We start from the raw sequence: 23099 nt of genomic DNA on the forward strand, positions 1-23099 counted from the left end.
GCCATGTCGACCGACCTGCGGATGCTCAGCGGCGACGAGGTCGTCGCGCTGGTTCGCACATTGATGACCGTGCGGCCGCTGCTGCGCAACGCCCCGGCCGAGCGGATCATCCAGGAGCTCGGCTGGACCGAGATCGAGCACAACGACGAGGTGTTCTTCACCGACCCCGGCGACGGGCTCGGCGAGGGCAGCGTCGGCCTCGGCGACGACGGCACGCCCGAGGTCGTGACGGCGTCGATCCACACCCAGATGCGCGGGCGCGACACCGACGAGCGGCGCGACTTCCGCCAGGACGCGTACTCGGTGGCGGGCCGGGCCATCACCGCCGAGTTCGGCAAGCCCTACGCGCTCGACGGCGGCCATCTGCCGAAGCTGAAGTGGCGCATCGGCGACTCGGCGATCAACCTGATCCGCGCGCCGATCGGGGTCAAGCTGTGGCTGTGGCGCCCGATCGACCTCAAGGCCCGGGAGTGGATCCCGGATGAGGAGGAGTACCTGTGACCGCGCCGACGACCCCGACGTGGGACGAGTTCGCCGCCGCCCTGCGCACGGAGCTGGGCCGGATGGGCGACGGCGTCCTCTTCGTCATCAGCCATCGCGAGCAGCCCTGGCACTACGCGCAGTTCGCGCAGTACCTCGACGAGACCTTCGCCGAGGTCAGCGGGGAGACGGTGCAGGACCCGGCGGTCGAGGAGGCCCCGACGCCGGAGGGGACGCGGATCCTCGAGTCGCTCGGCTGGGCGCCGCCGATGCGCCGCGAGGGCTACCGCTGGCACCGGTCCGTTCCCTACCCGCCGACCAGCGCGGAGTACCGCGAGATCGTCGACGCCGTGGTGGTCGCCCTCCGCGACGTCAACGGCGTGCCGGGCCCGGACCACCTGACCTACCGGGCCTGGAACGGCAAGGACGACAACAAGCCCTGGCCGGTCGAGCTTCCGGGCGTGCGGGCCGAGGGTGGTTCCTGAGCGCATGACTCGGGTCCGCGGTGGTGCGGACCGTCGCTCCCGCCAGACACCGCTCGGCGCTGGCGCGCCGTCGCTGCCAGGCCCGCCGTTGGTCACCCTTTGCTCATGTCAGTGCCCGGCACCGGAAAGCCGCACCAGGTCTGTCTACGGCAGCAGGTCGGGCCGGTAGCGGCGGAACCAGTCGCCGATCCGGCCCGACGTCCAGCCCCGGTCGATCATGGCCAGGCTCATGTTCACGGTCAGCGGGTCGCCGAACGGCACCCACTGCGCGCCGTGCTGCCGCTGCCGCTCGACCTGGCCGTGGTCGAGGATCTCGCCGACGCCCGTGAGGCCCGGCCCGGTGTTGGCGTCGGCGAACATGTCGACGCCCGCCTGGGCCGCGGCCCGGCCCACGCCGTAGGGCGCGATGACGGTGCCGGAGCGGCGGTTGATGACGACGATGCTCTGGATGTCGGCCCAGCGCATCCGCACGATCTTGCCGTCGCGGCGCAGGAACTCCACGCCGTTGGGGGACAGGCGCAGGCCCTGCTGGCGGCTCGCCACCCGGTGCAGCAGCGTGATGGCGCCGACCACCAGGACCGGCCCCAGCACCATGCCCGCGTAGCCGGCGATCATGTAGCCGATGACGAACATCAGCAGGGCGACCAGAATGTTGGTGGGCAGGAACGGCTTGCTGTAGTTGTGCCAGGTCTGCGCCCAGCTCGCCCGGAACTCCTCCGGCTCGTTCATGCCGTCACCACCGCCTCGAGGTCGGCCAGTTGGAGGATGCGCAGCTCGTCGAGGCTCGGGCGGCGCCCCAGGACCCGCAGGCGCTGCGCCTGGGCCTTGCGGACGCTCTCGAAGAGCTTGCGGGCGTCGCGGGCGTTGCCGAAGTTGGCGTCGCGCTCGACGGCGGCGAAGTGGCGCAGCAGCACCGGCTCCACGTCGTCGCCGAGCACGTAGTCGTCGGCCGCGCACATCCGGCGCACGATCCGGACGAGCTCCTCCGGGCTGTAGTTCTCGAACACGATCGTCTTGGTGAACCGGGACGCGAGACCAGGGTTGGCCGAGATGAACTCGTCCATCTCGGCGGTGTAGCCGGCCGCGATCACCGCGATCTCGTGCCGGTGGTCCTCCATGAGCTTGACCAGCGTGTCGATCGACTCCTGGCCGAAGTCCCCGCCCGAGCCCATGGTGCGCGACAGCGTGTAGGCCTCGTCGATGAACAGCACGCCCCCGCGCGCCTCCTCGAACGCGGCCGACGTCTTCTCGGCGGTGTGGCCGAGATACTGCCCGACCAGGTCGCGCCGCGAGACCTCCTTGAACGCGCCCTTCGGCAGCACGCCCAGCGCGGCGAGCAGCTTGCCGTAGATGCGGGCCACGGTGGTCTTGCCGGTGCCCGGCGCGCCCGCGAACACCAGGTGGTGGCTCATCGCGCCGACCGAGAGCCCGGCGCTGCGCCGCCACTCGTTGACCTGGATCTCGTCGATGAGCGCCCGGACCTCGTCCTTGACGCCGGCCAGGCCGACCATCGTCTCCAGCTCGCCCAGCAGTGCCTCGACCGCAGCCGCGTCCCCGCCGGCCGCCGGGGCGCCGTCGCCGATCGTCAGCGGCGGCGCGTCGGGCCGGGCGGTGACGAGCGTCGTGGTCGCGCCCTCGGCGATGTCCACGGCCGGCACGCCCGTGTTCTCGATCTGGCACTCCTCGATCGCGCCGCCGCAGCCGCGCGCGACGGAGACGCCGACGCCCTGGGTGTCGTGGATCTTGCAGCGGCGGATCGTCGGCGAGCTCTGGTGGGCCACGACCACCCCGGCGTCGCCGGTCTGGGTCACCTCGCAGCCCTCGAGCGTCGGCTTGCCGAACTGGTACACGTAGACGCCCCGCCGCCCGCAGCCGCGCACGACCGTGGCCGTGATCACCGGGTCGGCGCCGATGCGCACGATGATCCCGTCCTCGGCGACCTCGCTGATCTGGCAGTCGTCGATGGTGCCCGGGGCGTCCTCGACCACCACGCCGTACTGCGCGCCGGTGATCGTGCACTTGCGCAGGTCGATCGAGCCGCCGGCCAGGTCGACGCCGGGCCCGAAGCGCGCGGTCAGGTCGCAAGCGTGCAGCGCGAGCTGGGTGCCGCGCGCGGTGACCACTGGCGCGTCGGCCGCCACCAGCGTGAAGCCCTCGATCGTCAGCGTGGCGTTGCGCGCGCTCACGGCCGGGTAGGGGATCGCGGACGCGTCCAGCGTCACGGCGCCGCCCGACGGGTCGGAGCTCACCAGCTTCAGGCGCTTGCCGGTGACGAAGATGGCCTCCGCATAGGTGCCCGGTGCCACCGCGATCACCGAGTCGTCGGTGGCCGCGGCGAGCGCGTCACCGATGGTGGCGTACGCACCCCGCTGCTGCGGTGAAACGAGAAGTGTGCGAATGACGGCCCCCGGTGCTGAAGACGGAAGGTGCCCTCGCATTATCGCAGCCAGCCGTGCTCACCACGACGCCCGCCTATGGGCAGTCAGTCCGCGTCCGGGCGGCTACGCTGTGCGGCATGGCGACCAGGGCGACGACCGGCCGCAGGCTGCCGCTGACCGCGGGCGCGCTGCTCGTGGGCGACACGGTCTACCGGCACACCTCCGTCCGCGGCGACACCCCGCCCGAGCTGCACGCGCTGATCCGGCGATTCCTGCACGAGCTGCCGGTCGAGTCGCGGGAGCGCTACGCGGGCTCCTGCGCGGAGATGGTCCTCGTCTCCGACCGCCTGCACGAGGCCGAGCGCGTCCTCGGCGGCACGCCGCTGACCCCGGCGGCCGCGCGGGCCGAGCTCTGGGGCGCGCGGCTGTCGCTGGTGCACATCCGCGAGGAGGGCGACCCGGTGCACGGCACCCCGGCCCGGCCCTGCCGCACCTGCGCCGCGCTGCTGGACTGGCTCGGCATCGAGGCGGGCACGTCATGAGCACCGCGCCGCGTTTCGTCCCCGGCGTGGACACCGCGCCGCGTTTCACCCCGGGCGTGGACGCCCCGGCGCGTTTCGTCCCCGGCGTGGGCGCCGCGCGGCATTTCGTCCTGGGCGTGGGTGCCGCGCCGCGCGTGGCCGGCTGGGCGCCCGGCCGCATCCGCGCCGCGCTGCCGGACGGTGCCTCATGAGCGGCCCCGCGCGTTTCGCCCCCGACGTGGAGACCGCGCTGCGCGAGGCGGGCTGGGCGCCCGGCCGCGACGTGACGCCCCGCGCGCGCATGTGGGGCCTCGCGCTGGCCTCGCACGCCTCGCCCTCCGGGCAGCAGCACACCGTCGTGCCCGCCGCCCTGGCCGTGCTCGCCGAGTTCGGCGGCCTCACGGTCCGGGCCGAGGGCGAGGGCGCCGAGGTCGCCCGCACCGGCATCGTCTTCGACCCGCTGCGCGGCCTGCACGCCGCCACGACGCTGGCCGGGCTCGGCGAGCTGATCCGGGCCCGCCTCACGCCGATCGGCGAGCAGGACGACGGCGCCGGCCTGCTCGCCATGGACGAACACGGCCGCGTCTTCCTGCTCGACCACACCGCCGACTGGTTCGCCGGCGCGACGGTCGACGAGGCGATCGCCACGCTGCTCGGCGGCCGCCTCCCGGCCCGCGTCACCGACGACGGCACCTGGTCATGACACCGTCCTACGACTCGGACCCCGCCGGCGCACACGACCCGCGCGAGGACCGGCGCCCGTCGCCGAGCGCCGGCGACCCGCGGCCTTCGCACGCTTCCGGAGACCCGCGGGCGGCGCACGGTGCCGGCGCCCCACAGCCTTTGCACGGTGCCGGCGATCCGCGGCCGTCGCACGGCGCCGGTGACCCGCGGCCGTTGCACGGTGCCGGAGATCCGCGGCCTTTGCACGGTGCCGGCGATCCGCGGCCGTTGCACGGTGCCGGAGATCCGCGGCCGTCGATCGGTGGCGGGGAGTGGCGGCCGTCGACCGAGGCCGAGGAGGCCATGGCGGCGGCGGTCGCGGCGCAGGACCAGATCGCCTACCTGAAGGCGCTGTCCGACGAGGCGCTCTACCTGCCGATCACCCCGGCCGCGGCCGCCGGGCGCGAGCCGGTGACCCTGGCGACGTCCCCGGCCGGCGGCACGACCTACGTGCTGGCCTGGACGTCCGGCCCCGCACTGCCGCCCGAGGTCCAGGCCGTGCGCCGCGCCCCGCTCTTCGAGGTCGTGCACGCCATCCAGGACCTCGGCTGGGGCATCGCCGTGGATCCCGGGTTGCCGGTGCAGGCGTACCTGTCGCCGGACGCGGTGCGCACCCTGCCGCCGTGGGAGCCCGAGTGGTGGCCGCTGGACGACGCGCTGCGCCGGGCGGTGCGGGCCGAGGACCGGGAGGCGTACATGGCCGCGCTCCTCGAGGCCCACCTGGTGCTGCCGCTGCCGACGGAGGAGGAACTGGCCGCGGCGAACCCGCGGCCCGAGCCCGACGATCCGGAGGCGGCCTACTGGACGGTCGTGCGCACCGACCGCATCGTGCCGAGCATCTCCCGCGACGTGACCGACCCCGAGTTCCCGTGGTGGCGCGCCGAGCTGGTCGACGGCCGCGAGATCATCTTCGCCTTCACGTCGGTCGCGCACATGCAGGCCGAGGTCGGCGACCGCGAATGGGTCTCGGTACCGTTCATCGACATCGTGGTCGCCTGGCCGGAAGGCGAGCCGGAGAGCGGCCCGCAGAGCGGAGCCGGGCCCTGGTCGGGGGCCGGGTCCGGGAGCGGGGCCGGGAGCTGGTCGCGGGCCGGGTCTGAGAGCGGGGCCGGGAGCTGGTCGCGGGCCGGGTCTGAGAGCGGGGCCGGGAGCTGGTCGCGGGCCGGGTCTGAGAGCGGAACCGGGAGCTGGTCGCGGACCGAGTCGAGGATCGGGTCGCAGGGACGGCCGGCGCTGCGGCTCAACCCGGGCGGCACCAACGGGGTGGAGCTGCCGCCCGAGGCCCTCGCGGAGATGTACAGGCTGTTCATGGCGGCCCTGCACGAGCAGCACACCGCGCGCGACGAGTGATCAGCGCTGCGGCGGCCCGTGGTACTGCTGCTCGACCGCGGTGGGGGAGAGCCAGACGTATCGGTTGGCCCCGCTGCCCATGAGCGCGAGCATCTCCGGGGTCATCTCCTGCAGCAGGCCGGCCCCGCTCTCGGTGAGGTTCAGCGCCTGGCCCGCCACCGCGGCCTCCTGGCGGCTGAGCTTCTGCAGCATCACGAGGTTGCAGCCCTGCAGCGTGTGCGCGTGCTCGGCGCCGAGCTTTCGTACCACCGTCACCTGCGTCTGCCACGCCCCGAGCTCCGGGCGCGCGCCGAAGCCGACCTGGCTCACGTCGGTCACGACGAGCAGCGGCTGCCGGGCGCTCGCCGGGGCGGTGGGCGGGCGCGGGTCGTTCCACAGCACCAGCCGGTCGCTCATCCCGGTCGCCCACTCGCCGAGCCCCTGCCACGGGCGCGGGTCGCCGGTCATCACGATCACGCGGGCGCCCAGCGCGAGGGTCCGGAACACCAGGAGCCGCTGCGCCCAGAGCCCGCCGACCAGGGTCACGCGGGTCGGCTCCGGGCGGAACAGCCGGATCGGCACCGGCTGGCGCTGGTAGTCCACGCCGAGCATCAGGCCCGTCGCGCCCGTGCCGCCGCGCATCTGCCGCAGCGCCGCCGCGCTCACGTCGTGCCAGCCCACGTGCAGCCGGGGCAGGCTCGGCCCGAGCGGCTTGCCCGTGCGCCGCGCCGGGGCCGGGGTGCTCGTCGGCGGCCCGGTCGGGCCCGGCCGGCGGACCGCGAGATCCTCGGGGCGGGCCTGGGCCGGCACCGTGTGCTGGGTGGCCCCGAGCGTCCCGGCCGCGGCCTGGGCCTGCTGCCACGGCAGGCTGGGTGCGGCGGTGCGCGACAGCGAGCTCTCGAGGTCGAACTGCGGCGGCGCGGCGGCCGGGCGCACCTCGGTCGTCACGTGCTCGCGGACCGGCTGGGCCTGCTGCGGCACGGCGGCCCGCGCCTGGGCGGCGTACTGGGCCTGCTGGGCGTACTGAGCCTGGGCGGCCTGAGCCTGAGCGGTCTGAGTCTGGGCGGCCTGTGCCTGGGCCGCGGCCTGAGCCTGGGCATACTGCGCCTGCTGCGCGGCGTAAGCGGCCTGCGCTTGAGCGGCGGCTTGAGCCTGCGCGGCGGCCTGAGCTTGAGCGGCCTGAGCTTGAGCTTGAGCCGCCTGAGCTTGAGCCGCCTGAGCTTGAGCGGCCTGAGCCGCCTGGACCTGAGCCGCGTAGGCCGCGGCCTGCTCCGGGGAGTACTCCGCGGCCCGAGCCGCCGGCGGCACCTGGGCGCGGCCGACCCCGCCCCGGTGCAGCCCGATCTGCTCCGGCGGCGGCGCGCTGTGCCGCCCGTGCTGCTCCTCGTAGGGCTCCGGCGGCTGCTGCGGGTGGCTCACTTCGCACCGCCCCCGGTCGGGGCGCACGCGTACATCCCCGGCCCGTGCTCCCCGTCGAGCCGCACGAGCTCGGCTTGCGCCGCGGCCGCCGCCTCCGTCACCGCGCGGGCCGAGGCCTCCAGCGCCGCGGCCGGGGCCGAGACGCGCACGAGGCAGCGCAGCGCCAGCCCCCCGCCGTCGCGGGTCAGCGCCAGGGAGGTCGCCGACGACGAGGACGGCAGCGAGATCAGGTGCTCCAGCAGCGCCGAGGTGTTATCCAGCCGCGGCCAGGCCTTGAGCCAGAAGACGTTGTGCGCCAGCTCGCCGCAGCGCCAGAGCGTCCAGTCCTCCTGCGGCCGCCACGACTCGCCGGGCGCGGCCGGGTCGAGCTCGCAGGCCCGGGTGAGGGCGTCGGTGAGCTCGTCGCCGGTGAGGATGCGGTGCTCGAGGCCGGCGTCGCGCAGCAGCCGGCCGACCTTGCGGATCAGCGAGCCGACGAGCGCGGGCGCGTGCTCGGCGTCGTAGCTGCCGGCCATGCCGACCTCGGCGCGGGCGCGGGCCTCGAGCCGGACCGCGACCCACGTGGTGCGCTCGGCGGGCAGGGCGGGGCCGGGCTGCAGCTGCTGCAGCTCGCGGTAGGAACGCGCGGCGAACTGGGTGTTGTCCACCCGCTGCCACGGCGCCGGGACGCTCACGGTGGTGACCTGCACGACCGCGCCGGGATGCTCGGCCTCGTCCAGCACGCGGGCGAGGAGATCCAGCGGTACACCCGGTTCGGCATCGCCCCGCATGGACGTCTCGGTGCCGAGGACGGCCGCGGCGTACCACCCGGCGGCGTCGCACCCGATGCCGATCTTCGGGCCGTCGGCGGTGGCGCCGGGCACCTCCCGGACCAGCATCCCGGGCGCGAGGGTGCGCAGCATGACCAGGCGGCGGTCGGGCTCGTGGGCGGGGTCGGGCGCGGCGAAGCGGCGGCGGTTGTGTTCGCGGGTCATCGCGCGCCGCTCCAGCCACCAGCGGCCGTGGCTGCGCAGGAGGGCCACCACGATGACGGCCAGGCCGACGGCTCCGGCGATCCCGGCGACGACCGGCCCGCGCGGCAGCAGGGCCGCGATGCCCAGCACGACGGCCTCGACCAGCACCAGACGCCCGATGTGGACCCCGCCGACGTATCCGGGCCGGCGCCGCAGCCGCGGCCGGTCCACGGCGTCGGGTCGTCCGGCGGGCGGCGCGGTCGCGCTGCCCCGCGCGGACGCGGGCGCTTGTGTCATCCGGCCGGCACCCCCCGTAGCTCTAGCCGCTCAACTCGTCGTTCGGGATCGCAGCTTACCTATCCCGTTCACCCTATGGGGGCAGGCGGGAGAGCGTACCGCGTCACCCTCATCATCCCTCCCGGCGCGGCGATCGCGCGCACCGGCGCAGCACGCTGTGCGGTATCCGCCGGCCGCACCGGCCGGGTCACCGCCCCGGTCCGGCGATCGCGCACCTTCGGAGCAGGCTGCGGGGTACCGTCCCGGCAGCGCCGGCCGGGTCACCGCCCCGGTCCGGCGATCGCGCACCTTCGGAGCAGGCTGCGGGGTACCGTCCCGGCAGCGCCGGCCGGGTCACCGCCCCGGTCCGGCGATCGCGCACCTTCGGAGCAGGCCGCGGGGTACCGTCCCGGCCGCACCGCCCGAGTCACCGCCCCGGGTGAGGGTTGAACGGCGCCGGCCGGGCACAGGTCGGTCCATGCCAGCCACCAAGCCAGCCACCAAGAAGAAAAGCGGCAGCCAGCCCTGGCTGCACCAGCAGGGCCGCGAGATCCAGCGGTTCGGCCAGCTGCGCCAGTTCCCGGTCGCGCTGTCCCACGACGCCCGCCTGTACTCCTGCGAGCGGCTCAACCAGGTGCTCGCCGACACCCAGATCCTCTACTCGCTCTACAAGAAGCACCACTGGCTCATGCGCGGCCCGACCTTCTACCAGCTGCACCTGCTGCTCGACAAGCACGCCGAGGAGCAGCTCGAGCTCGTCGACACCCTCGCCGAGCGGGTGCAGACGCTGGGCGGCATCGCCGTCGGGGACCCCCGGCACGTGGCCGAGCTGACCCGGGTACCGCGGCCGCCGGACGGTGCCGAGGAGGTCCCGGCGATGCTCTCGCGCATGCTCGAGGCGCACGAGATGATCCTGCAGGAGTGCCACGACGCCGCGGGGCGGGTCATGGAGCAGGGCGACGACGGCACCAACGACCTGCTCGTCTCCGACGTCATCCGCCGCAACGAGCTGCAGGCCTGGTTCCTCGCCGAGCACCTGGTCGACACGCCCCTCGTGCACACGGAGGAGGAGACGAGGGCGTCCGCCAACGGACGGCGTTGATGCGAGGCGTTACCGTGGCGGCGTGACGAGGCATATCGAGTCGCAGCTGGGCATCGACCTGGGCACCACGCACACGGTCGCCGCGCTGACCGCCGCCGACGGTCGCAGCCAGCCGCTGCTGTTCGACGCCAGCTTCCTGCTGCCGTCGTCGGTGTACGCCGAGGTCGACGGGCACCTGCTCGTCGGCCGGGATGCCGAGCGCAGTGCCCGGCTCGATCCCTCCCGCTTCGAACCCAACCCGAAGCGCCGGGTCGACGACGGCACGGTGCTGCTGGGCCAGCGCGAGTATGCCGTCTCCGACCTGCTCGCCGCGCTGCTGCGGCGCACCGCGGACGAGGCGTCCCGGGTGCTGGGCGTCATGCCGGTGCGCACCGTGCTGACCTACCCGGCGAACTGGGCCACCCACCGCCGCTCGGTGCTCGCCGACGCCGCGGCCCGGGCCGGCATGCCGTCGCCGATCCTCGTGCCGGAGCCGATCGCGGCCGCCGCCTACTTCACCAGCATCCTCGGGCGCACCATCGTGCCCGGCGGGGTCCTGGTGGTGTACGACTTCGGCGGCGGCACCTTCGACACCACGATCCTGCGGCGCCGGCCCGACGGCGGCTGGGACGTGCTGGCCAGCGACGGCCTGCCCGACGTCGGCGGGGTCGACCTCGACGCGGCGATCATCGGACACCTGGGCCAGTCGCTCACCGCCACCGACCCGGACCGCTGGCGCCAGCTGGTCGAGCCCGCCGACGACGCCGCCCGCCGCCGGCACCACCTGCTGCGCGAGGACGTGCGCGCGGCCAAGGAGCAGCTCTCCCGCGCCTCGACGGCGAGCGTGCACCTGCCGCTGTTCGAGACCGACATCCACGTCACCCGCTCCGAGTTCGAGCAGCTGTCCCGCTCCTACCTGCAGCGCACCGTCGACCTCACGGCGAGCACCCTGCAGCGGGCCGGGGTGCGCACCGACCAGATCGGCGGGCTGTTCCTGGTCGGCGGCTCCAGCCGCATCCCGATGGTCTCCACGCTGCTGCACCAGCGGCTCGGGGTCGCCCCGACGATCATCGAGCAGCCCGAGCTCGTCGTCGCCCTCGGCAGCGTGCTGGCCGCGATGCCCTCGCGGCCCGCGCCCTTCCCGCAGGGCCCGCCGCCGCCCGCCGGCCCGCGCCCGCCGATGATGGCCCCGCCGAACGCCCCGATCTCCGGCCCGACCCCGATTCCGGTCTCGGGACCGGGCCTGCCGGGTCCGGTTTCGGCGCCGGTGCCGGGTCCGGTCTCGCCCGCGGCCTTCCAGTCGGCCGCCACGCCGCAGTCGCCGCCGGTCAGCGGGCCGCCCACCCAGACCGCCGTGTTCGGGGCGCCTCCGCCCGTGGCGCCACCGTTCAAGCCTGTCGTACCGCCGCGGCGCGACGGGGGCAGCAAGACCGGGCTGCTCGTGCTCATCGTGGTCGGCGCCGTCCTGCTGCTCGGCGTCGGCGGCGCGGTCGCCTGGAACGCGGTGAGCGACGACAAGCCGGACACGGACCGCACCGCCACCGCCGGCAACGGCGGTCGCGGCACCGGCGGTACCGGGTCGGACGGCGGCGGCGGGGCGGCCCCGACCGCCAACGCGAAGCCGGGCGCGGCCACGCAGACCGTCGACGTGAACAAGACGATCTGGTACGCGCAGTTCAAGGTCACCGTGAACAAGGTGACGTACGACGCCAAGACCGACAGCACGCCGAAGCTCACGGCCGAGCTCGTGATCGAGAACCTCGGCCCGGACAACGAGCGGCCCTACCTGCCCACGATCTTCAACGTCGGCGGGCAGCAGTACACGGGCCAGTTCCAGGAAAGCACCACGGTCGCGGGCGGCCAGAAGAGCAATTACACCCTGGACTTCGGCATCTACGACCCGCTGAAGGTCAGCATCGCCACGGGCGAGCTCATCTTCGGCGAGGCCGAGCGCGAGCAGCCGAAGATCTCGCTGGCGAGCGGGGAGGTCAAGGCGTACGAGCCGGTCAACCTGATCAAGGACCAGAAGGTGACCGTGCGGGACGTGACCGCCACGTTCACCACGTGCGACCTGCGCGGCGGCTTCTTCGACTACAACGGGCAGGCGAAGAAGGGCTACCGCGTGGTGATGTGCAAGGTCGACATCCAGTACACCGGGAAGTCCTCGGAGTACATCGGGCAGGAGCACTTCCGCCTGGGCACGCCGGACAACTCCGAGCTCGGCCCGGACACGGCGCCGAACGAGGCCCTGTCCGGCGGGCAGAAGGCGGTCGGCACCGACCTCGCGTTCCAGGTGAAGATCGACCAGCCGGGCACGTACAAGCTGCGGCTGGTCGACCTCGGCGACCACAAGGAACGGCAGGCCGGCGACGTTGCCGAGGTCGACCTCACCCTGAAGTGACTAGCGGGCGCCGCCGTTGACGTAGAGGGTCTGGCCGGAGACGTAGGAGGCCTCGTCGCTGGCCAGGAACGCGATGACGGCGGCGACCTCCTCGGGGCGGCCGACCCGGCGCAGCGGCGTGCGCTCGGCCACCATCGCCTGGTGCTCCTCGGCGGTGCTGCCGACCCGCGCCGCCGTGGCCGCGGTCATCGGGGTCGCGATGTAGCCCGGCGCCACCGCGTTCACGGTGATGCCGTACGGCCCCAGCTCGATCGCCAGCGTCGCGGTGAGCCCCTGCACGCCCGCCTTCGCCGCGGCGTAGTTGGCCTGGCCGCGGTTGCCCAGGGCCGAGCGGCTGCTGAGGTTGACGATCCGGCCGTACCGCTCGCGCACCATCACCTTCTGCGCCGCCTGACAGCACAGGAACATACTGGTCAGGTTGGTGTTGAGCACCGCCGACCACTCGTCGAACGGCATCTTGAACAGCAGGTTGTCCCGCGTGATGCCGGCGTTGTTGACCAGGATGTCGATCCGGCCGATGCCGGCGAACACCTCGTCGACCTGCCGCTTGTCGGTCACGTCGCACGCCACGACCCCGTCGGCGGCCTTGAGGTCGAGCACGACCACGTTCGCGCCCTGCTCGCGCAGCAGCGCCGCGGTGGCCGCCCCGATGCCCTGTGCCCCGCCGGTGACGACGGCCGTCCTGCCCTCGAATCGCATGCTCAGTCCCTCTCAACCAGTACTGCCGAACCCTGACCGACACCCACACACATCGTCGCCAGCCCGCGCGAGTCGCCCGTGCGCCGCATCCGGTGCAGCAGCGTCGTGAGGATCCGCGCCCCGGAGCAGCCCAGCGGGTGCCCGAGCGCGATCGCGCCGCCGTCCGGGTTGATCAGCTCCGGGTCGAGCCCGAGCTGGTCGGCGCACGCGAGCACCTGCGCCGCGAAGGCCTCGTTGAGCTCGGCCTGCTGGACGTCGCCGACGGACCAGCCGGCCCGGGCGAGCGCCTTGCGGGTCGCCGGCACCGGCCCGAGGCCCATCACGTCGGGGTGCACGCCCGCCGAGGCCCCGGCCACGTACCGGCCCAGCGGCTCCAGGCCGAACTCGCGCAGCGCGTCCTCGCTGACCAGCAGCAGCCCGGCCGCGCCGTCGTTGAGCGGCGAGGAGTTGCCGGCGGTCACCGTGCCGCCGTCGCGGAAGACCGGCTTGAGCTCGGCCAGCTTCGCCAGGCTCGTGTCGGCCCGGATGCCCTCGTCGGCGCCGACCCCGTCGACCGGCAGCAGCTCGGCCGCGAAGTGCCCGTTCGCGGTCGCCCCGGCCGCCCGCTGGTGGCTGCGCAGCGCGAACGCGTCCTGGCGTTCGCGGCCGATGCCGTGGCGCGCCGCCACTTCCTCCGCCGTCTCGCCCATGCTCAGCAGCCCGTGCAGCTCCCGCATGCGCGGGTTGACGAGGCGCCAGCCGAGCCGGGTGTCGGAGACGGCCATCGCGTGGGGCAGCGCCTCGTCCGGCCGCGGCAGCACGAACGGCGCCCGGCTCATCGACTCCGACCCGCCGGCCACGACCACGTCGGCCTCGCCCGCGGCGATGGTGCGGGCGGCGACGGTGACCGCCTCCATCCCCGAGGCGCAGAGCCGGTTGACGGTCGCGCCCGGCACGCTGTCCGGCAGGCCCGCCAGCAGTACCGCCATCCGAGCGACGTTGCGGTTGTCCTCGCCGGCCTGGTTGGCCGCGCCCCAGTAGACCTCGTCGACGCGGGCCGGGTCGACGCCCGACACCAGCTCCCTGACCACGGCCGCCGCGAGGTCGTCGGGCCGCACGTGGGAGAGCGCCCCACGCAGCCTCCCGATCGGTGTGCGCCGGGCGGCGGCAAAGTACACGGTTCGCATGCCCATAAACTAACACTGTTAGTCGGCCGTGGAACCGTCCGGCGGTCGCCCGCGTCCAACCCGCCATGAAGCTCTCGCGCCTGATCCTGGCGACCGCGCTCCTCGCGGCCGCCTGCGGCTCGCCGTCCACCGTCGGCGAGCCGCCCACCGCCTACGCCCCGGACGATCTCGTCCTGCAGGTGCGCAGCTCCGGCGGCATGCTGCCGGTTGAGATGCTGGTGACCCAGGTGCCGGAGATCAGCGTGTACGGCGACGGAAGGGTCATCACCGCGGGCCCGGTCACGGAGATGTACCCGGGCCCGGCCCTGCCGAACGTGCAGGTGCGCCACGCGAGCCCCGAGACCGTGCGCAAGCTGGCCGAGCGGGCCGTCAAGGCCGGCGTCGGCAACGGCGCGGACCTCGGCACCCCGCAGATCATGGACGCCGGGACGACGATCATCACCGTGCGCACCGGCGCGGGCCTGGTCACGTCCGACGCGCCCGCCCTGGGCCTCGGCGACGACGGCCTGAGCGCGGCCCAGCACCAGGCCCGCAAGCCGCTGGTGGAACTGGTGCGCTACCTGCGCGAGCTGGACCTGGGCGAGCCCGTCGCCTTCGAGCCGAGCCTGGTCGCCGCCGTCGGGCACCAGTGGCGGCCGCGGGAGGACGGCCTGCCCACGGACCCGCCGCCGGTCGACTGGCCCGGCGCGGCCCCGCTGCCGGGCGATCCCGTGGGCAACCTGAACGTGCGGTGCGTGACGGCCGACGCCGCACCGGTGCTCGCGGCGGCGAGGAACGCCAACGCGCGCACGCCCTGGGTGTCGGGCGGCGCGCGGTGGGAGGTGGGACTGCGGCCACTCCTGCCGCACGAGTCCTCGTGCGCGGACGTGAACCGATAGCTGCATGTTTGCCCGATAAGTCGGGCGCTCCGCGCCGCGACTTATCGCATTTTTCGCCGGTCAGGGTATAAATACGACATGTCGTGGCGCGGAGCGCCCGACATGTCGTTTTCGAGCGGTCGTGGCCCGGTACGCCCGGCGGTTTCGCCTTCGAGTGGTTCCCTACGTCGGCTCCGAGCCCTGGACCGCGCGCCACAGCCAGGCGCCCGAGTTGCGGCGCGAGAGCAGGCCCGTGATGCGGTACGGAAACGGCTCCACCGTCCCGTCCGGGCCGTGCTCGGCGCCGTCGGCCTCGGCGATCACGAAGGCGCCGCCCGGCAGGGTGTGCACCGTCGCCGACGTCGCCTGCCAGGTGTACGCCGCGGGCCGGGCGAAGAGCCCCGCCAGGAGCTCCCGCACGGCGTCGCGGCCGGTGGCGCACTCACCGGCCTCGGAACCGACGTACGTGATGTCGTCGTCGGGCACGAAACAGGCGAGTGCGCCCTCCAGGTCGCGGGCGAGGAAGGCCTGCCCCAGCCGGTCCACCAGCTCGACCACGTCGCTCATGACGACACCACCAGCTGCTTCGGCGAGCGCATGCCCGGCAGGTAGAGGAACGCGAGGGTCACCGCGGCCCCGAGCACACCCGCGCCGATGAGGGTGTTCTGCACGCCGATCGCGGTCGCGACGGGCGCGGCCATGGCGTAGCTCAGCGGTACCAGGGCGATCGAGATGAACCAGTCGACCGAGCTCACGCGGCCCATCAGCTCCTCCGGGACGAGCCGCTGCTTCGCGGTCGCCCACGCGATCGTGCCGGCCGCCTCCAGGCCGTTGACGAGCGCGCACGAGATGGCGAGCTGCCACGACGCCGTGGCCAGCCCGTAGCCCGCCACCGCGAGGGTCGCCAGCGTCCAGGTGACGTAGATGAAGCGCATGTACTCCTGCGGCACGCCGCGCTGCCCGACGATCAGGGCCGCCGCGATGGCGCCGATGCCGCCGCTGGCCAGGACCAGGCCCAGGTCGCCCGCGGTGCCGTGCAGCTCGTGCTTGATCACGAGGGGCAGGAGCACCTCGGTGGGGCCGATGAAGAGCAGGTACGCGAAGGTCGCCGCGACGAATGTGCCCCAGAGCCACACGTTGCCGCGCACGTAGTTCATGCCGGCCTTGAACTCCTCCCACACCGAGGCCTCGGGCGCCTCCGCGGGGCTCGCCGCCGCCGGGGTCCGCATCAGCAGCAGGCAGGCCGCCGAGATCGCGAACGTCACGGCGTCCACCGCGAAGGCCAGCCCGCTGCCGGCGACCGCGATGAGCACGCCGCCCAGCGACGGGCCGGCCATCTGCAGGGCCGCGGGCCGGACGAACTGGTCCAGCGCGTTGGCCTGGACCAGCTCCTCCTCGTCGACCAGGGTGGGCACGAGCCCGTCGAACGCCGGGCCGAAGAAGCCCGACGCCGCCCCGTAGACCGCGACCAGCGCCACGATGTGCCACACCTGCACGACGCCGGTGAGGCTGAGCACCGCGAGCACCGTCAGCACCGCGCCCCGCACCAGGTCGGTGGCGAGCATGATCTTCCGCCGGTCGAACCGGTCGCTGACCACCCCGCCGAACAGCAGCGTGGCGACCTGGGGCAGGGTCAGGGCGAACCCGACGACGGACATGGCCGCCGGGGCGTCCGACAGCGCGTACACCTGCCAGGCCATCGCGACGAGCAGGATCCCGTCGCCGATCAGCGAGCTGCTCATGCCCGTCCACAGGAGCCGGAACTCCCGGACCCGCAGCGGGATCAGCAGCCCCGGCAGCTCCCGCTTGGCGCGGTGCCGGGCCTCGAAGACGTGCTTCAAGCCGCGTTCCCGAGGGCGTTCACGTCCGTCCGCAGCAGGCGGCCGGCGTGGGCGAGCTCGGTGATGACGCCGTTGAGCTGGTCGATCTCGGCGTCGGTGTTGGCCGCGGTGACCTGGACGCGGAAGCCGACCTGGTCGCGCGGGACGAGCGGGTAGGCGGCCAGGGTCACGTAGGTCTCGCGGTCCCACAGGAACTGCCCGACCTGGGCGATGTCCTCGCCCGGGGCGAGCGGCAGCTCGATGATCGGCGTGGTGCCGGAGTTCGGGGTGTAGACGCCGAGGGCGCGCACGTGGTCGAGCACGCGCATGGTCTTGCGGTACAGGTCGGCGCGGATCTCGTCGCCGCGCTTCTCGTTGAGCTCCAGGCCGGCCATGACCGTGGCCAGCGAGGCCGTCGGGGACGGGCCCGAGTACAGGTACGGCGGGGCGGCGACCTTGAGGTGGTTCTTGAGCCACGTCGGCAGGGCCAGGAACGCCATGAGCGACGAGTAGGACTTCGAGAAGCCGCCGACGAGCACGATGTTGTCGTAGGTCTCGCCCGCGTACTTCACGATCGCGTTGCCCCGCGAGCCGTACGGCGAGGTCTCGTCGGGCCGCCGCTCGCCGATGACACCGAAGCCGTGCGCCTCGTCGACGTAGAGCAGCGCGTCGTACCGGCGGCAGACCTCGGCGAAGCGGGCCAGGTCGGGCGCGAGGCCGGTCATGCTGTTCACGCCGTCCATCGCCACCAGCTTCGCCTTGCCGGCCGGCGCCTTGGCCAGCAGCTCGGCCAGGTGCTCGGGGTCGCCGGCCTTGAAGCGCTGGACCGTGGCGCCGAGGCCCTTGGCGTACATGCAGCCGTCGTAGATGGTCTTGTGCGACTGCGAGTCGAGGAAGATGGTGCCGTCGCCGGCCAGGATCGGGATCACCGACATGTGGATGTGCGTGATCGTCGGCAGCAGCAGGGTGTCCGGGGCGCCGAGCAGCTCGGTGAGGCGCTCCTCGATGTCGATGTACGGCCGGGAGTTGCCCAGCAGCCGCGACCAGCTGGGGTGCGTGCCCCAGGTGCGGATGTACGGGTCGACGGCGTCCATGATCTCCGGCTCCAGGTCGAAGCCGAGGTAGTTGCACGAGGCCCAGTCGGTCAGCCAGTGACTGCCCACCCGGATGCGGCGACCGTCGATCTCCTCGATCACGGCGTCGTACATCGGGCTGGTCGTGCGCAGGCGCTCGAGGTCGTCCCAGCGTCCGTCGCGACGAACGTAAGTGCCCTGGGTGCTGTGCAGCGGGTGGACGGTCATGCGGATCTACCTTCCGTGGTTGAGGAGTGTTCCTGTGCGCCTCGCCGGGGTGGCCGGACGAGTCACGCCATCGCGGCGAATGGCGCGGTCTTCGGGATGAGCGCGAACGCGTCGGGCTCGGACAGGGGCCGGGCGAACAGGTAGCCCTGGCCGTAGGGGCAGCCGATCTGTTGCAGGGCCTCGCGCTGGCCGGCCTGCTCGACGCCCTCGGCGACGACCGAGAGGTTGAAGGTCTGGGCCAGCTGGACGATCGCCGTGACGACCGCCCGCTGCTGGGCCGAGCTGAGCATGTCGTCGATGAACGACTTGTCGATCTTCAGCACGTCGATCGGCATGTGCTGCAGGTACGACAGCGACGAGTAGCCGGTGCCGAAGTCGTCGATGGCGAGCCGGATGCCCATCGCCCGCAGCGCGTCGAGGTCGGCGCGGACGGTGTCGTCGTTGCGCAGCAGCAGGCTCTCGGTGATCTCCAGCAGCAGCGTGCCGGGCTCCACGCCCGAGGTGCGCAGCATCTGGCGCACCTCCTCGACGAAGCCGGGAGTGCGGAACTGCCGCGCGGAGACGTTCACGCTGATGTACCGCAGCGCCCCGGGCGCCGTCGAGCGCTGCCAGCGGCCGGCGGTGTTCAGCGCCTGCTGCAGCACCATGCGCCCCATCGGCACGATGAGCCCGCTCTCCTCGGCCACCTCGATGAAGTGGCCGGGCGCGATCATGCCCCGGGTCGGGTGGTTCCAGCGCACGAGCGCCTCGAAGCCCAGCGGCACGCCGGTCTCCAGGTCGACGATCGGCTGGTACTGCAGCACGAACTGGCTTTCCTTGACCGCCTGGTCGAGCGCGGCGCGCAGCTCCAGGCGCTCCAGCACGGCGGTGTGCAGGTCGGACTGGTACCGCCGCCACTGCCCCTTGCCGGCGCCCTTGGCCACGTAGAGCGCGAGGTCGGCCTGGCGCATGAGCTCCTCGGCCGAGTTCGCGTCGATCGTGGTGGACAGGCCGATGCTGCTGATGCCGTTGACCGACTCGCCGGCCACGGCGAACGGCTCGGCGAGCGCGAGGTTGATGCGCTCGGCGGCCAGCTCGAGGTCGGCGATGGAGTCGGCCTCGATGAGCGCGGCGAACTCGTCGCCGCCGAGGCGGGCGACGGTGTCGGTCGGGCGCAGCTCGGCCGTGATGCGCTTGCCCACGGCCTGCAGCAGCTCGTCGCCGACGGCGTGGCCGAGCGTGTCGTTGACGATCTTGAAGTCGTCGAGGTCGATGAAGAGGACGCCGACCAGGCTCCCGTCGCGCCGGCCGCGGAACACGGCCTGCTCCACCCGGTCGCCGAAGAGCACCCGGTTGGCCAGGCCCGTGAGCGAGTCGTGGAACGCCTGGCGGATGAGCTGCTCCTCGAGGCGCCGGCGCTCGGTCACGTCCCGCACGGTCAGCACCAGGCCGCCGACGGTGGTGTCCTCGCGCAGGTCCCGGCAGTCGACCTCGACCAGCAGGTCGGAGCCGTCCACGCGCTCGGCCCGCACGTCCATGACGTCGTGGCCGTGCGCGCCGGAGCGGACCTGGCCGAGCAGCTCGGCGAGGCGGGCGCGCTCGTCGCGGGCGATGAACTCCCACAGCTCGTAGCCGGCGATGCGCTCGTCGCCGAAGACCGTGCCGGCCGCCGGGCTGGCGTACTGGATCACGTCGTTGTCGTCGACGATCAGGATCACGTCGGACGTGTTGTGGATCAGGGTGCGGAAGTACGCCTCGCTGTTGCGCCGGTTGACCTCGGCGGTCAGCGTGATGCGCTCCAGCGCCATGGCGGCCTGCGAGGCGAGCACCTCGAAGGTCGGCTGCAGCAGCTGCAGGACCTCGGTCGGGGCGGCGAGGTACAGCACGTCGCTGGTCACGCCGAGCGGGTGGCGCAGCGACGAGCTGAACTCGCGCAGCCGGGACCGCACGTCCGGGGCGAGTCCGGCGACGCGCACCAGGCCGGGCGCGGGCAGCTCCTCCTCGAAGCCGACGCGCACGAGGGTCACCACGTGCGGCGTGTCGGCCGGCAGCAGCCGCACGAGCGTCGTCTGCACGGCGGAGAGCACCTCGCGGGTGTCGGCCGCGGCGAGGAGCGTGGACGTCGCCTCGCGCAGTTCCCGCTCGCGGGCCAGCGACTGGCGGTGGTTGCCCATGACGCCCGCCAGGCGCAGCAGCACCAGGGCGAACATGACACCGGAGGCGGCCGCGATGACGGCGGCGTCGCGCACGGTGCCCAGGCTCGCCTCGACCAGCAGCACGCCGGGGGCGATCAGCGAAGCGGCGCCGAGCAGCGCGATGCGGCGCCCGCCGAGGTCGGCGGTGGCCGAGCGGGTCGGCTCGGTCAGCTCCCGCATCGACGGGTGCAGCGCGGCCGCGGCCCACGCCGAGTAGCACGCGACCCAGCCGAGGTCGGTGGGGCCGCCGACGTGCCAGGAGCCGTTGAGCTGGATGAGGCCGTAGACGACGTCGGCCGCGAGCAGGCCGGCGGTGCCGAGGCCGAGCAGGTTGATCGTGCCCGTGCGGCGCACGCCCCCGGTGAGCAGGCGGGCGAACACGGCCAGGGTCAGCACGTCGCCGAGCGGGTAGCCGATCGACACCAGCTTCTGCAGCAGGGTGAGCTCGGTGCTGCGCACGTACGGGTCGATCAGGAAGATCCAGGACAGCAGGGCCAGGCCGATGGTGAACGTGCCCGCGTCGATCAGGCTGTCACGGTTGTTGCGCCCGGTGCGGGAGCGGATGAAGCCGAGCAGGCCGCCGGCGAGGATGGGGTACATCGCCAGGTACAGCACGTCGGAGAACGACGGGAACGGGTTCTCGAGGCCGAACACGTCGGTGAGCAGGTTGTAGAGGAAGTCGCCGGAGCCGAAGCAGGCCAGCGCCGCGGCCAGGAGGAACCACGGCCAGCGGCGGCTCGGGCGGTGCACCACGACGCCCACGACGACCCCGGCCACGCTGGACAGGCCGATCGCGCCCCACCAGATCATGTGCATGTCGGGCCAGCGGTAGAACGCCACGGTGAGCAAGGCCATCCAGACCGCGAACCAGGCGCTGAGCTTGTTCTTCAGCACGTGCTCCGCCTCCTTCCTGCTCACGACCAGGGCTTCGTGCAATCCCTGAATCGGTCAGGCGGAGGGAGTCTGAACGAGAACCCGGGTGCGGGCTGGGTCGGGCGAGTTGCCGGACGGTTCCCCCGAACGGTGGACAAGAAGTGCTCAGACGGTCACGCTCTGTTTGTTCCTGCCACCGCGGAGGCCGGTGCGCCAGTTTGGCCAATGCGCGACGGTCCGCAGGTGACGCGGGCCCGAGCACCGATTTTTACGCCCTTGACGCCTGTCGGGGTATAAATCCGAAATGTCGGACTAGCGAAGCGTCCGACATTTCGCCGTCCCGGGACTATCGGCCGGCGGGGCGGCGAGTCGCGCTGAATGCCAGGCCCGGCGGCGGGGGCTCCGGCTCCTCCGTGACCGTGCGGTGGTGGTGCTGCGGCTCCGCGTAGAAGCTCAGGCCGATCACGCCGGCCAGGGTCACCACGAAGCCCACCGCCACCAGCCACTCACGATGCGGCCACACGCCGTCGCCGAGGAAGAGCAGGCCCACGAGCGCGGCCGGCACGGCGCCGGCGGCGTCCATCGCGGCCACGGCGGCCGTCGTCGAGCCCCGCTGCATGGCCAGCCCCAGGAGCAGCTGGCCGACGAGCGAGTGGGCGATGAGCAGGTAGGACAGCGGGTCGGTCACGAACTGGCCCAGCGAGTCGGCCGAGGCCAGCGGGCGCGACGCCACCGCGGCGGCGCCGAACGCCACGCCCGACAGGGAGCCGAGCACCACCGATCCGGGCGCGCCGTGCAGCCGGCTGGCGAAGAAGCCCAGCACCGCCAGCAGCACCAGCACCACGGCCAGGCCGATCACGCCGCCCGTGCCGAGCTGGCGGGACGGGGCCGGCTTGGCCGCGAGCACCAGCGCGGCGATGCCCGCGGTCAGGGCCAGCAGCAGCGCGACTTCGGTGCGCGGCAGCTTCCACTTGAGGATCAGCACGCCCAGCAGCGTGGTCACGCCGAGGCCCGCGGCCATGGCCGACTGCACGAGGAAGAGCGGCAGGTCGCGGCGGGCGAAGAAGGCCAGCGCGAAGCCCGCGCACTGGCAGGCGATGCCGACCAGGTAGGACTTGTGGCGGCCGAGGCGCAGCAGCAGCATCGGCTGGAAGCCCTGGTGCAGGTCGGTGCGCGCGGCGGCCACGGACTGCAGCAGGTTGGCGACGCCGTAGGCGGCGATCATCGCGCCGAGGAACAGCCAACTCCAAGATGCCACCCGGGCAGGATAGACCCCGTGCGGGTGCCGGGCATACGGACCTTTGGGTTCAGCCGGACAAACCGGACAGCCGGGTGCTGCCCAAACGGGTGAGCACGTCCTCGTGCAGCCGGCCGTTCGTCGCGACCGCGCTGCCGCCGCCCGGGCCCGGATTGCCCTGCAGGTCCGTGAAGGTGCCGCCGGCCTCGGTCACGATCGGCACCAGGGCGGCCAGGTCCCACAGCGACAGCTCGGGCTCCACCATGATGTCCACGGCGCCCTCGGCCAGCAGCATGTACCCGTAGAAGTCCCCGTAGGCCCGCTGCCGCCACGTGCGCCGGCTGATGTCGAGGATGGCGCCCAGCCGCCCGGCCTCCTCCCAGCCGCCGAGCGACGAGTAGCAGAACGAGGCGTCGGCCAGCCGCGACACCGACGACACCCGGATCGGCGTCGCGGCGGCGGTGTGGCGCCCCGCGTACGCCCCGTGGCCGAGCGCTCCCCACCAGCGGCGCCCGAGCGCGGGCGCCGACACCAGGCCGACGACCGGCTGGTCGCCCTCCATGAGCGCGATGAGCGTCGCCCAGATCGGCACCCCGCGCACGAAGTTCTTCGTGCCGTCGATCGGGTCGATGACCCACTGGCGGCTGCCCGGTCCCGCGGCCGCCTCGGTCGCGCCGTACTCCTCGCCGAGCACCCCGTCGCGCGGGCGCGCCCGGCCGAGGGTGGCCCGCAGCGCCTTCTCCACGGCGGTGTCCGCGTCCGTCACCGGCGTCAGGTCCGGCTTCTCGGACACGTGCAGATCCTGGGCACGGAAGCGCGGCACGGCGATCGCGTCCGCGGTGTCGGCGAGAAGATGAGCGAGGGCCAGATCGTCCGCGTAGCGAGCCATGCGCGGAAACTTAGCCGACGATCGCCACCTTCTGGCA

At 73.3% G+C, this 23099-nt stretch carries 21 protein-coding genes; 9 read left to right on the plus strand and 12 right to left on the minus strand.

The genetic code is table 11. The annotated features are described in order from the left end of the window. Window positions 1-3 precede the first annotated feature (3 nt). Together ACQP1P_RS05205 and ACQP1P_RS05210 are read left to right on the plus strand one after the other, a co-directional pair. The gene (locus tag ACQP1P_RS05205) at window positions 4-501 is read left to right on the plus strand and encodes a DUF6301 family protein (protein ID WP_433083611.1); all 498 of its coding nucleotides are present in this window, start codon (window positions 4-6) and stop codon (window positions 499-501) included. Beyond that, the gene (locus tag ACQP1P_RS05210) at window positions 498-965 is read left to right on the plus strand and encodes a TY-Chap domain-containing protein (RefSeq protein WP_433083613.1); all 468 of its coding nucleotides are present in this window, start codon (window positions 498-500) and stop codon (window positions 963-965) included. The genes ACQP1P_RS05205 and ACQP1P_RS05210 overlap by 4 nt, the downstream gene beginning before the upstream one ends. A 144-nt stretch (window positions 966-1109) precedes the next feature. On the opposite strand, the gene ACQP1P_RS05215 is transcribed toward ACQP1P_RS05210, so the two are convergent. Together ACQP1P_RS05215 and ACQP1P_RS05220 are read right to left on the minus strand one after the other, a co-directional pair. Beyond that, on the minus strand, window positions 1110-1694 hold the full coding sequence (locus ACQP1P_RS05215) for a hypothetical protein (RefSeq protein ID WP_433083615.1): 585 nt from the start codon (window positions 1692-1694) through the stop codon (window positions 1110-1112). Further along, window positions 1691-3403 (minus strand): right-handed parallel beta-helix repeat-containing protein, encoded by a 1713-nt coding sequence (locus tag ACQP1P_RS05220; protein WP_433083617.1) that lies wholly within the window; start codon window positions 3401-3403, stop codon window positions 1691-1693. The genes ACQP1P_RS05215 and ACQP1P_RS05220 overlap by 4 nt, the downstream gene beginning before the upstream one ends. 77 nt (window positions 3404-3480) lie before the next feature. Between ACQP1P_RS05220 and ACQP1P_RS05225 the strand changes: the two genes are divergently transcribed. The 4 genes from ACQP1P_RS05225 (at window position 3481) to ACQP1P_RS05240 (ending at window position 5937) form a co-directional block, all read left to right on the plus strand. Then, on the plus strand, window positions 3481-3885 hold the full coding sequence (locus tag ACQP1P_RS05225; protein ID WP_433083619.1) for a YwqJ-related putative deaminase: 405 nt from the start codon (window positions 3481-3483) through the stop codon (window positions 3883-3885). Next, a complete protein-coding gene (locus ACQP1P_RS05230; protein ID WP_433083621.1) occupies window positions 3882-4076 on the plus strand; it encodes a hypothetical protein in 195 nt (64 codons plus the stop codon). Before ACQP1P_RS05225 ends, ACQP1P_RS05230 begins: the two co-directional genes overlap by 4 nt. Then, window positions 4073-4567, plus strand: a complete 495-nt coding sequence (locus tag ACQP1P_RS05235) for an SUKH-3 domain-containing protein (RefSeq protein ID WP_433083623.1) — start codon at window positions 4073-4075, stop codon at window positions 4565-4567. Before ACQP1P_RS05230 ends, ACQP1P_RS05235 begins: the two co-directional genes overlap by 4 nt. Before the next feature lie 323 nt (window positions 4568-4890). Continuing rightward, the gene (locus tag ACQP1P_RS05240) at window positions 4891-5937 is read left to right on the plus strand and encodes an SseB family protein (protein WP_433083625.1); all 1047 of its coding nucleotides are present in this window, start codon (window positions 4891-4893) and stop codon (window positions 5935-5937) included. Here ACQP1P_RS05240 and ACQP1P_RS05245 read toward each other — a convergent pair whose 3' ends face one another. Continuing rightward, window positions 5938-7335, minus strand: a complete 1398-nt coding sequence (locus tag ACQP1P_RS05245) for a hypothetical protein (protein ID WP_433083629.1) — start codon at window positions 7333-7335, stop codon at window positions 5938-5940. Continuing rightward, on the minus strand, window positions 7332-8585 hold the full coding sequence (locus ACQP1P_RS05250) for a type VII secretion protein EccE (protein WP_433083631.1): 1254 nt from the start codon (window positions 8583-8585) through the stop codon (window positions 7332-7334). Before ACQP1P_RS05250 ends, ACQP1P_RS05245 begins: the two co-directional genes overlap by 4 nt. Before the next feature lie 457 nt (window positions 8586-9042). On the opposite strand from ACQP1P_RS05250, the gene ACQP1P_RS05255 reads away from it, so the two are divergent. Beyond that, the gene (locus ACQP1P_RS05255) at window positions 9043-9666 is read left to right on the plus strand and encodes a Dps family protein (RefSeq protein WP_433083633.1); all 624 of its coding nucleotides are present in this window, start codon (window positions 9043-9045) and stop codon (window positions 9664-9666) included. A 22-nt stretch (window positions 9667-9688) separates the two neighbouring features. Continuing rightward, entirely contained in the window at window positions 9689-12046 is a 2358-nt protein-coding gene (locus ACQP1P_RS05260) for an Hsp70 family protein (protein ID WP_433083635.1), read from the plus strand. Here ACQP1P_RS05260 and fabG read toward each other — a convergent pair whose 3' ends face one another. Next, entirely contained in the window at window positions 12047-12745 is a 699-nt protein-coding gene (gene fabG, locus ACQP1P_RS05265; protein ID WP_433083637.1) for a 3-oxoacyl-ACP reductase FabG, read from the minus strand. 2 nt (window positions 12746-12747) lie between these two features. Then, window positions 12748-13911, minus strand: coding sequence for a thiolase family protein (locus ACQP1P_RS05270; protein ID WP_433083639.1), 1164 nt, complete (start codon window positions 13909-13911; stop codon window positions 12748-12750). 65 nt (window positions 13912-13976) lie between these two features. Here ACQP1P_RS05270 and ACQP1P_RS05275 point away from each other — a divergent pair, with 65 nt between their 5' ends. Then, complete coding sequence (locus ACQP1P_RS05275) at window positions 13977-14789, plus strand: hypothetical protein (protein ID WP_433083641.1); 813 nt, start codon at window positions 13977-13979, stop codon at window positions 14787-14789. 162 nt (window positions 14790-14951) lie between these two features. Here ACQP1P_RS05275 and ACQP1P_RS05280 read toward each other — a convergent pair whose 3' ends face one another. From ACQP1P_RS05280 to hisN, 6 genes are all read right to left on the minus strand, one after another. Beyond that, window positions 14952-15335, minus strand: coding sequence for a YybH family protein (locus ACQP1P_RS05280; protein ID WP_433083643.1), 384 nt, complete (start codon window positions 15333-15335; stop codon window positions 14952-14954). Continuing rightward, window positions 15332-16609 (minus strand): MFS transporter, encoded by a 1278-nt coding sequence (locus ACQP1P_RS05285; protein WP_433083645.1) that lies wholly within the window; start codon window positions 16607-16609, stop codon window positions 15332-15334. The genes ACQP1P_RS05280 and ACQP1P_RS05285 overlap by 4 nt, the downstream gene beginning before the upstream one ends. Continuing rightward, window positions 16606-17889 carry an aminotransferase class I/II-fold pyridoxal phosphate-dependent enzyme gene (locus ACQP1P_RS05290; RefSeq protein ID WP_433083647.1) on the minus strand — a complete coding sequence of 428 codons (1284 nt, stop codon included), beginning with the start codon at window positions 17887-17889 and terminating at the stop codon, window positions 16606-16608. Before ACQP1P_RS05290 ends, ACQP1P_RS05285 begins: the two co-directional genes overlap by 4 nt. A gap of 62 nt (window positions 17890-17951) precedes the next feature. Next, window positions 17952-20981, minus strand: a complete 3030-nt coding sequence (locus ACQP1P_RS05295) for a putative bifunctional diguanylate cyclase/phosphodiesterase (protein WP_433083649.1) — start codon at window positions 20979-20981, stop codon at window positions 17952-17954. Window positions 20982-21282: 301 nt separating this feature from the next. Beyond that, window positions 21283-22161 carry a hypothetical protein gene (locus tag ACQP1P_RS05300; RefSeq protein WP_433089848.1) on the minus strand — a complete coding sequence of 293 codons (879 nt, stop codon included), beginning with the start codon at window positions 22159-22161 and terminating at the stop codon, window positions 21283-21285. An 82-nt stretch (window positions 22162-22243) separates the two neighbouring features. Further along, window positions 22244-23062 (minus strand): histidinol-phosphatase, encoded by an 819-nt coding sequence (gene hisN / locus ACQP1P_RS05305; RefSeq protein WP_433083651.1) that lies wholly within the window; start codon window positions 23060-23062, stop codon window positions 22244-22246. Between the last annotated feature and the right edge of the window lie 37 nt (window positions 23063-23099).

Origin of the sequence: Dactylosporangium sp. CA-052675, assembly GCF_050947935.1 — a bacterium.
Taxonomy (GTDB): Bacteria; Actinomycetota; Actinomycetes; order Mycobacteriales; family Micromonosporaceae; genus Dactylosporangium.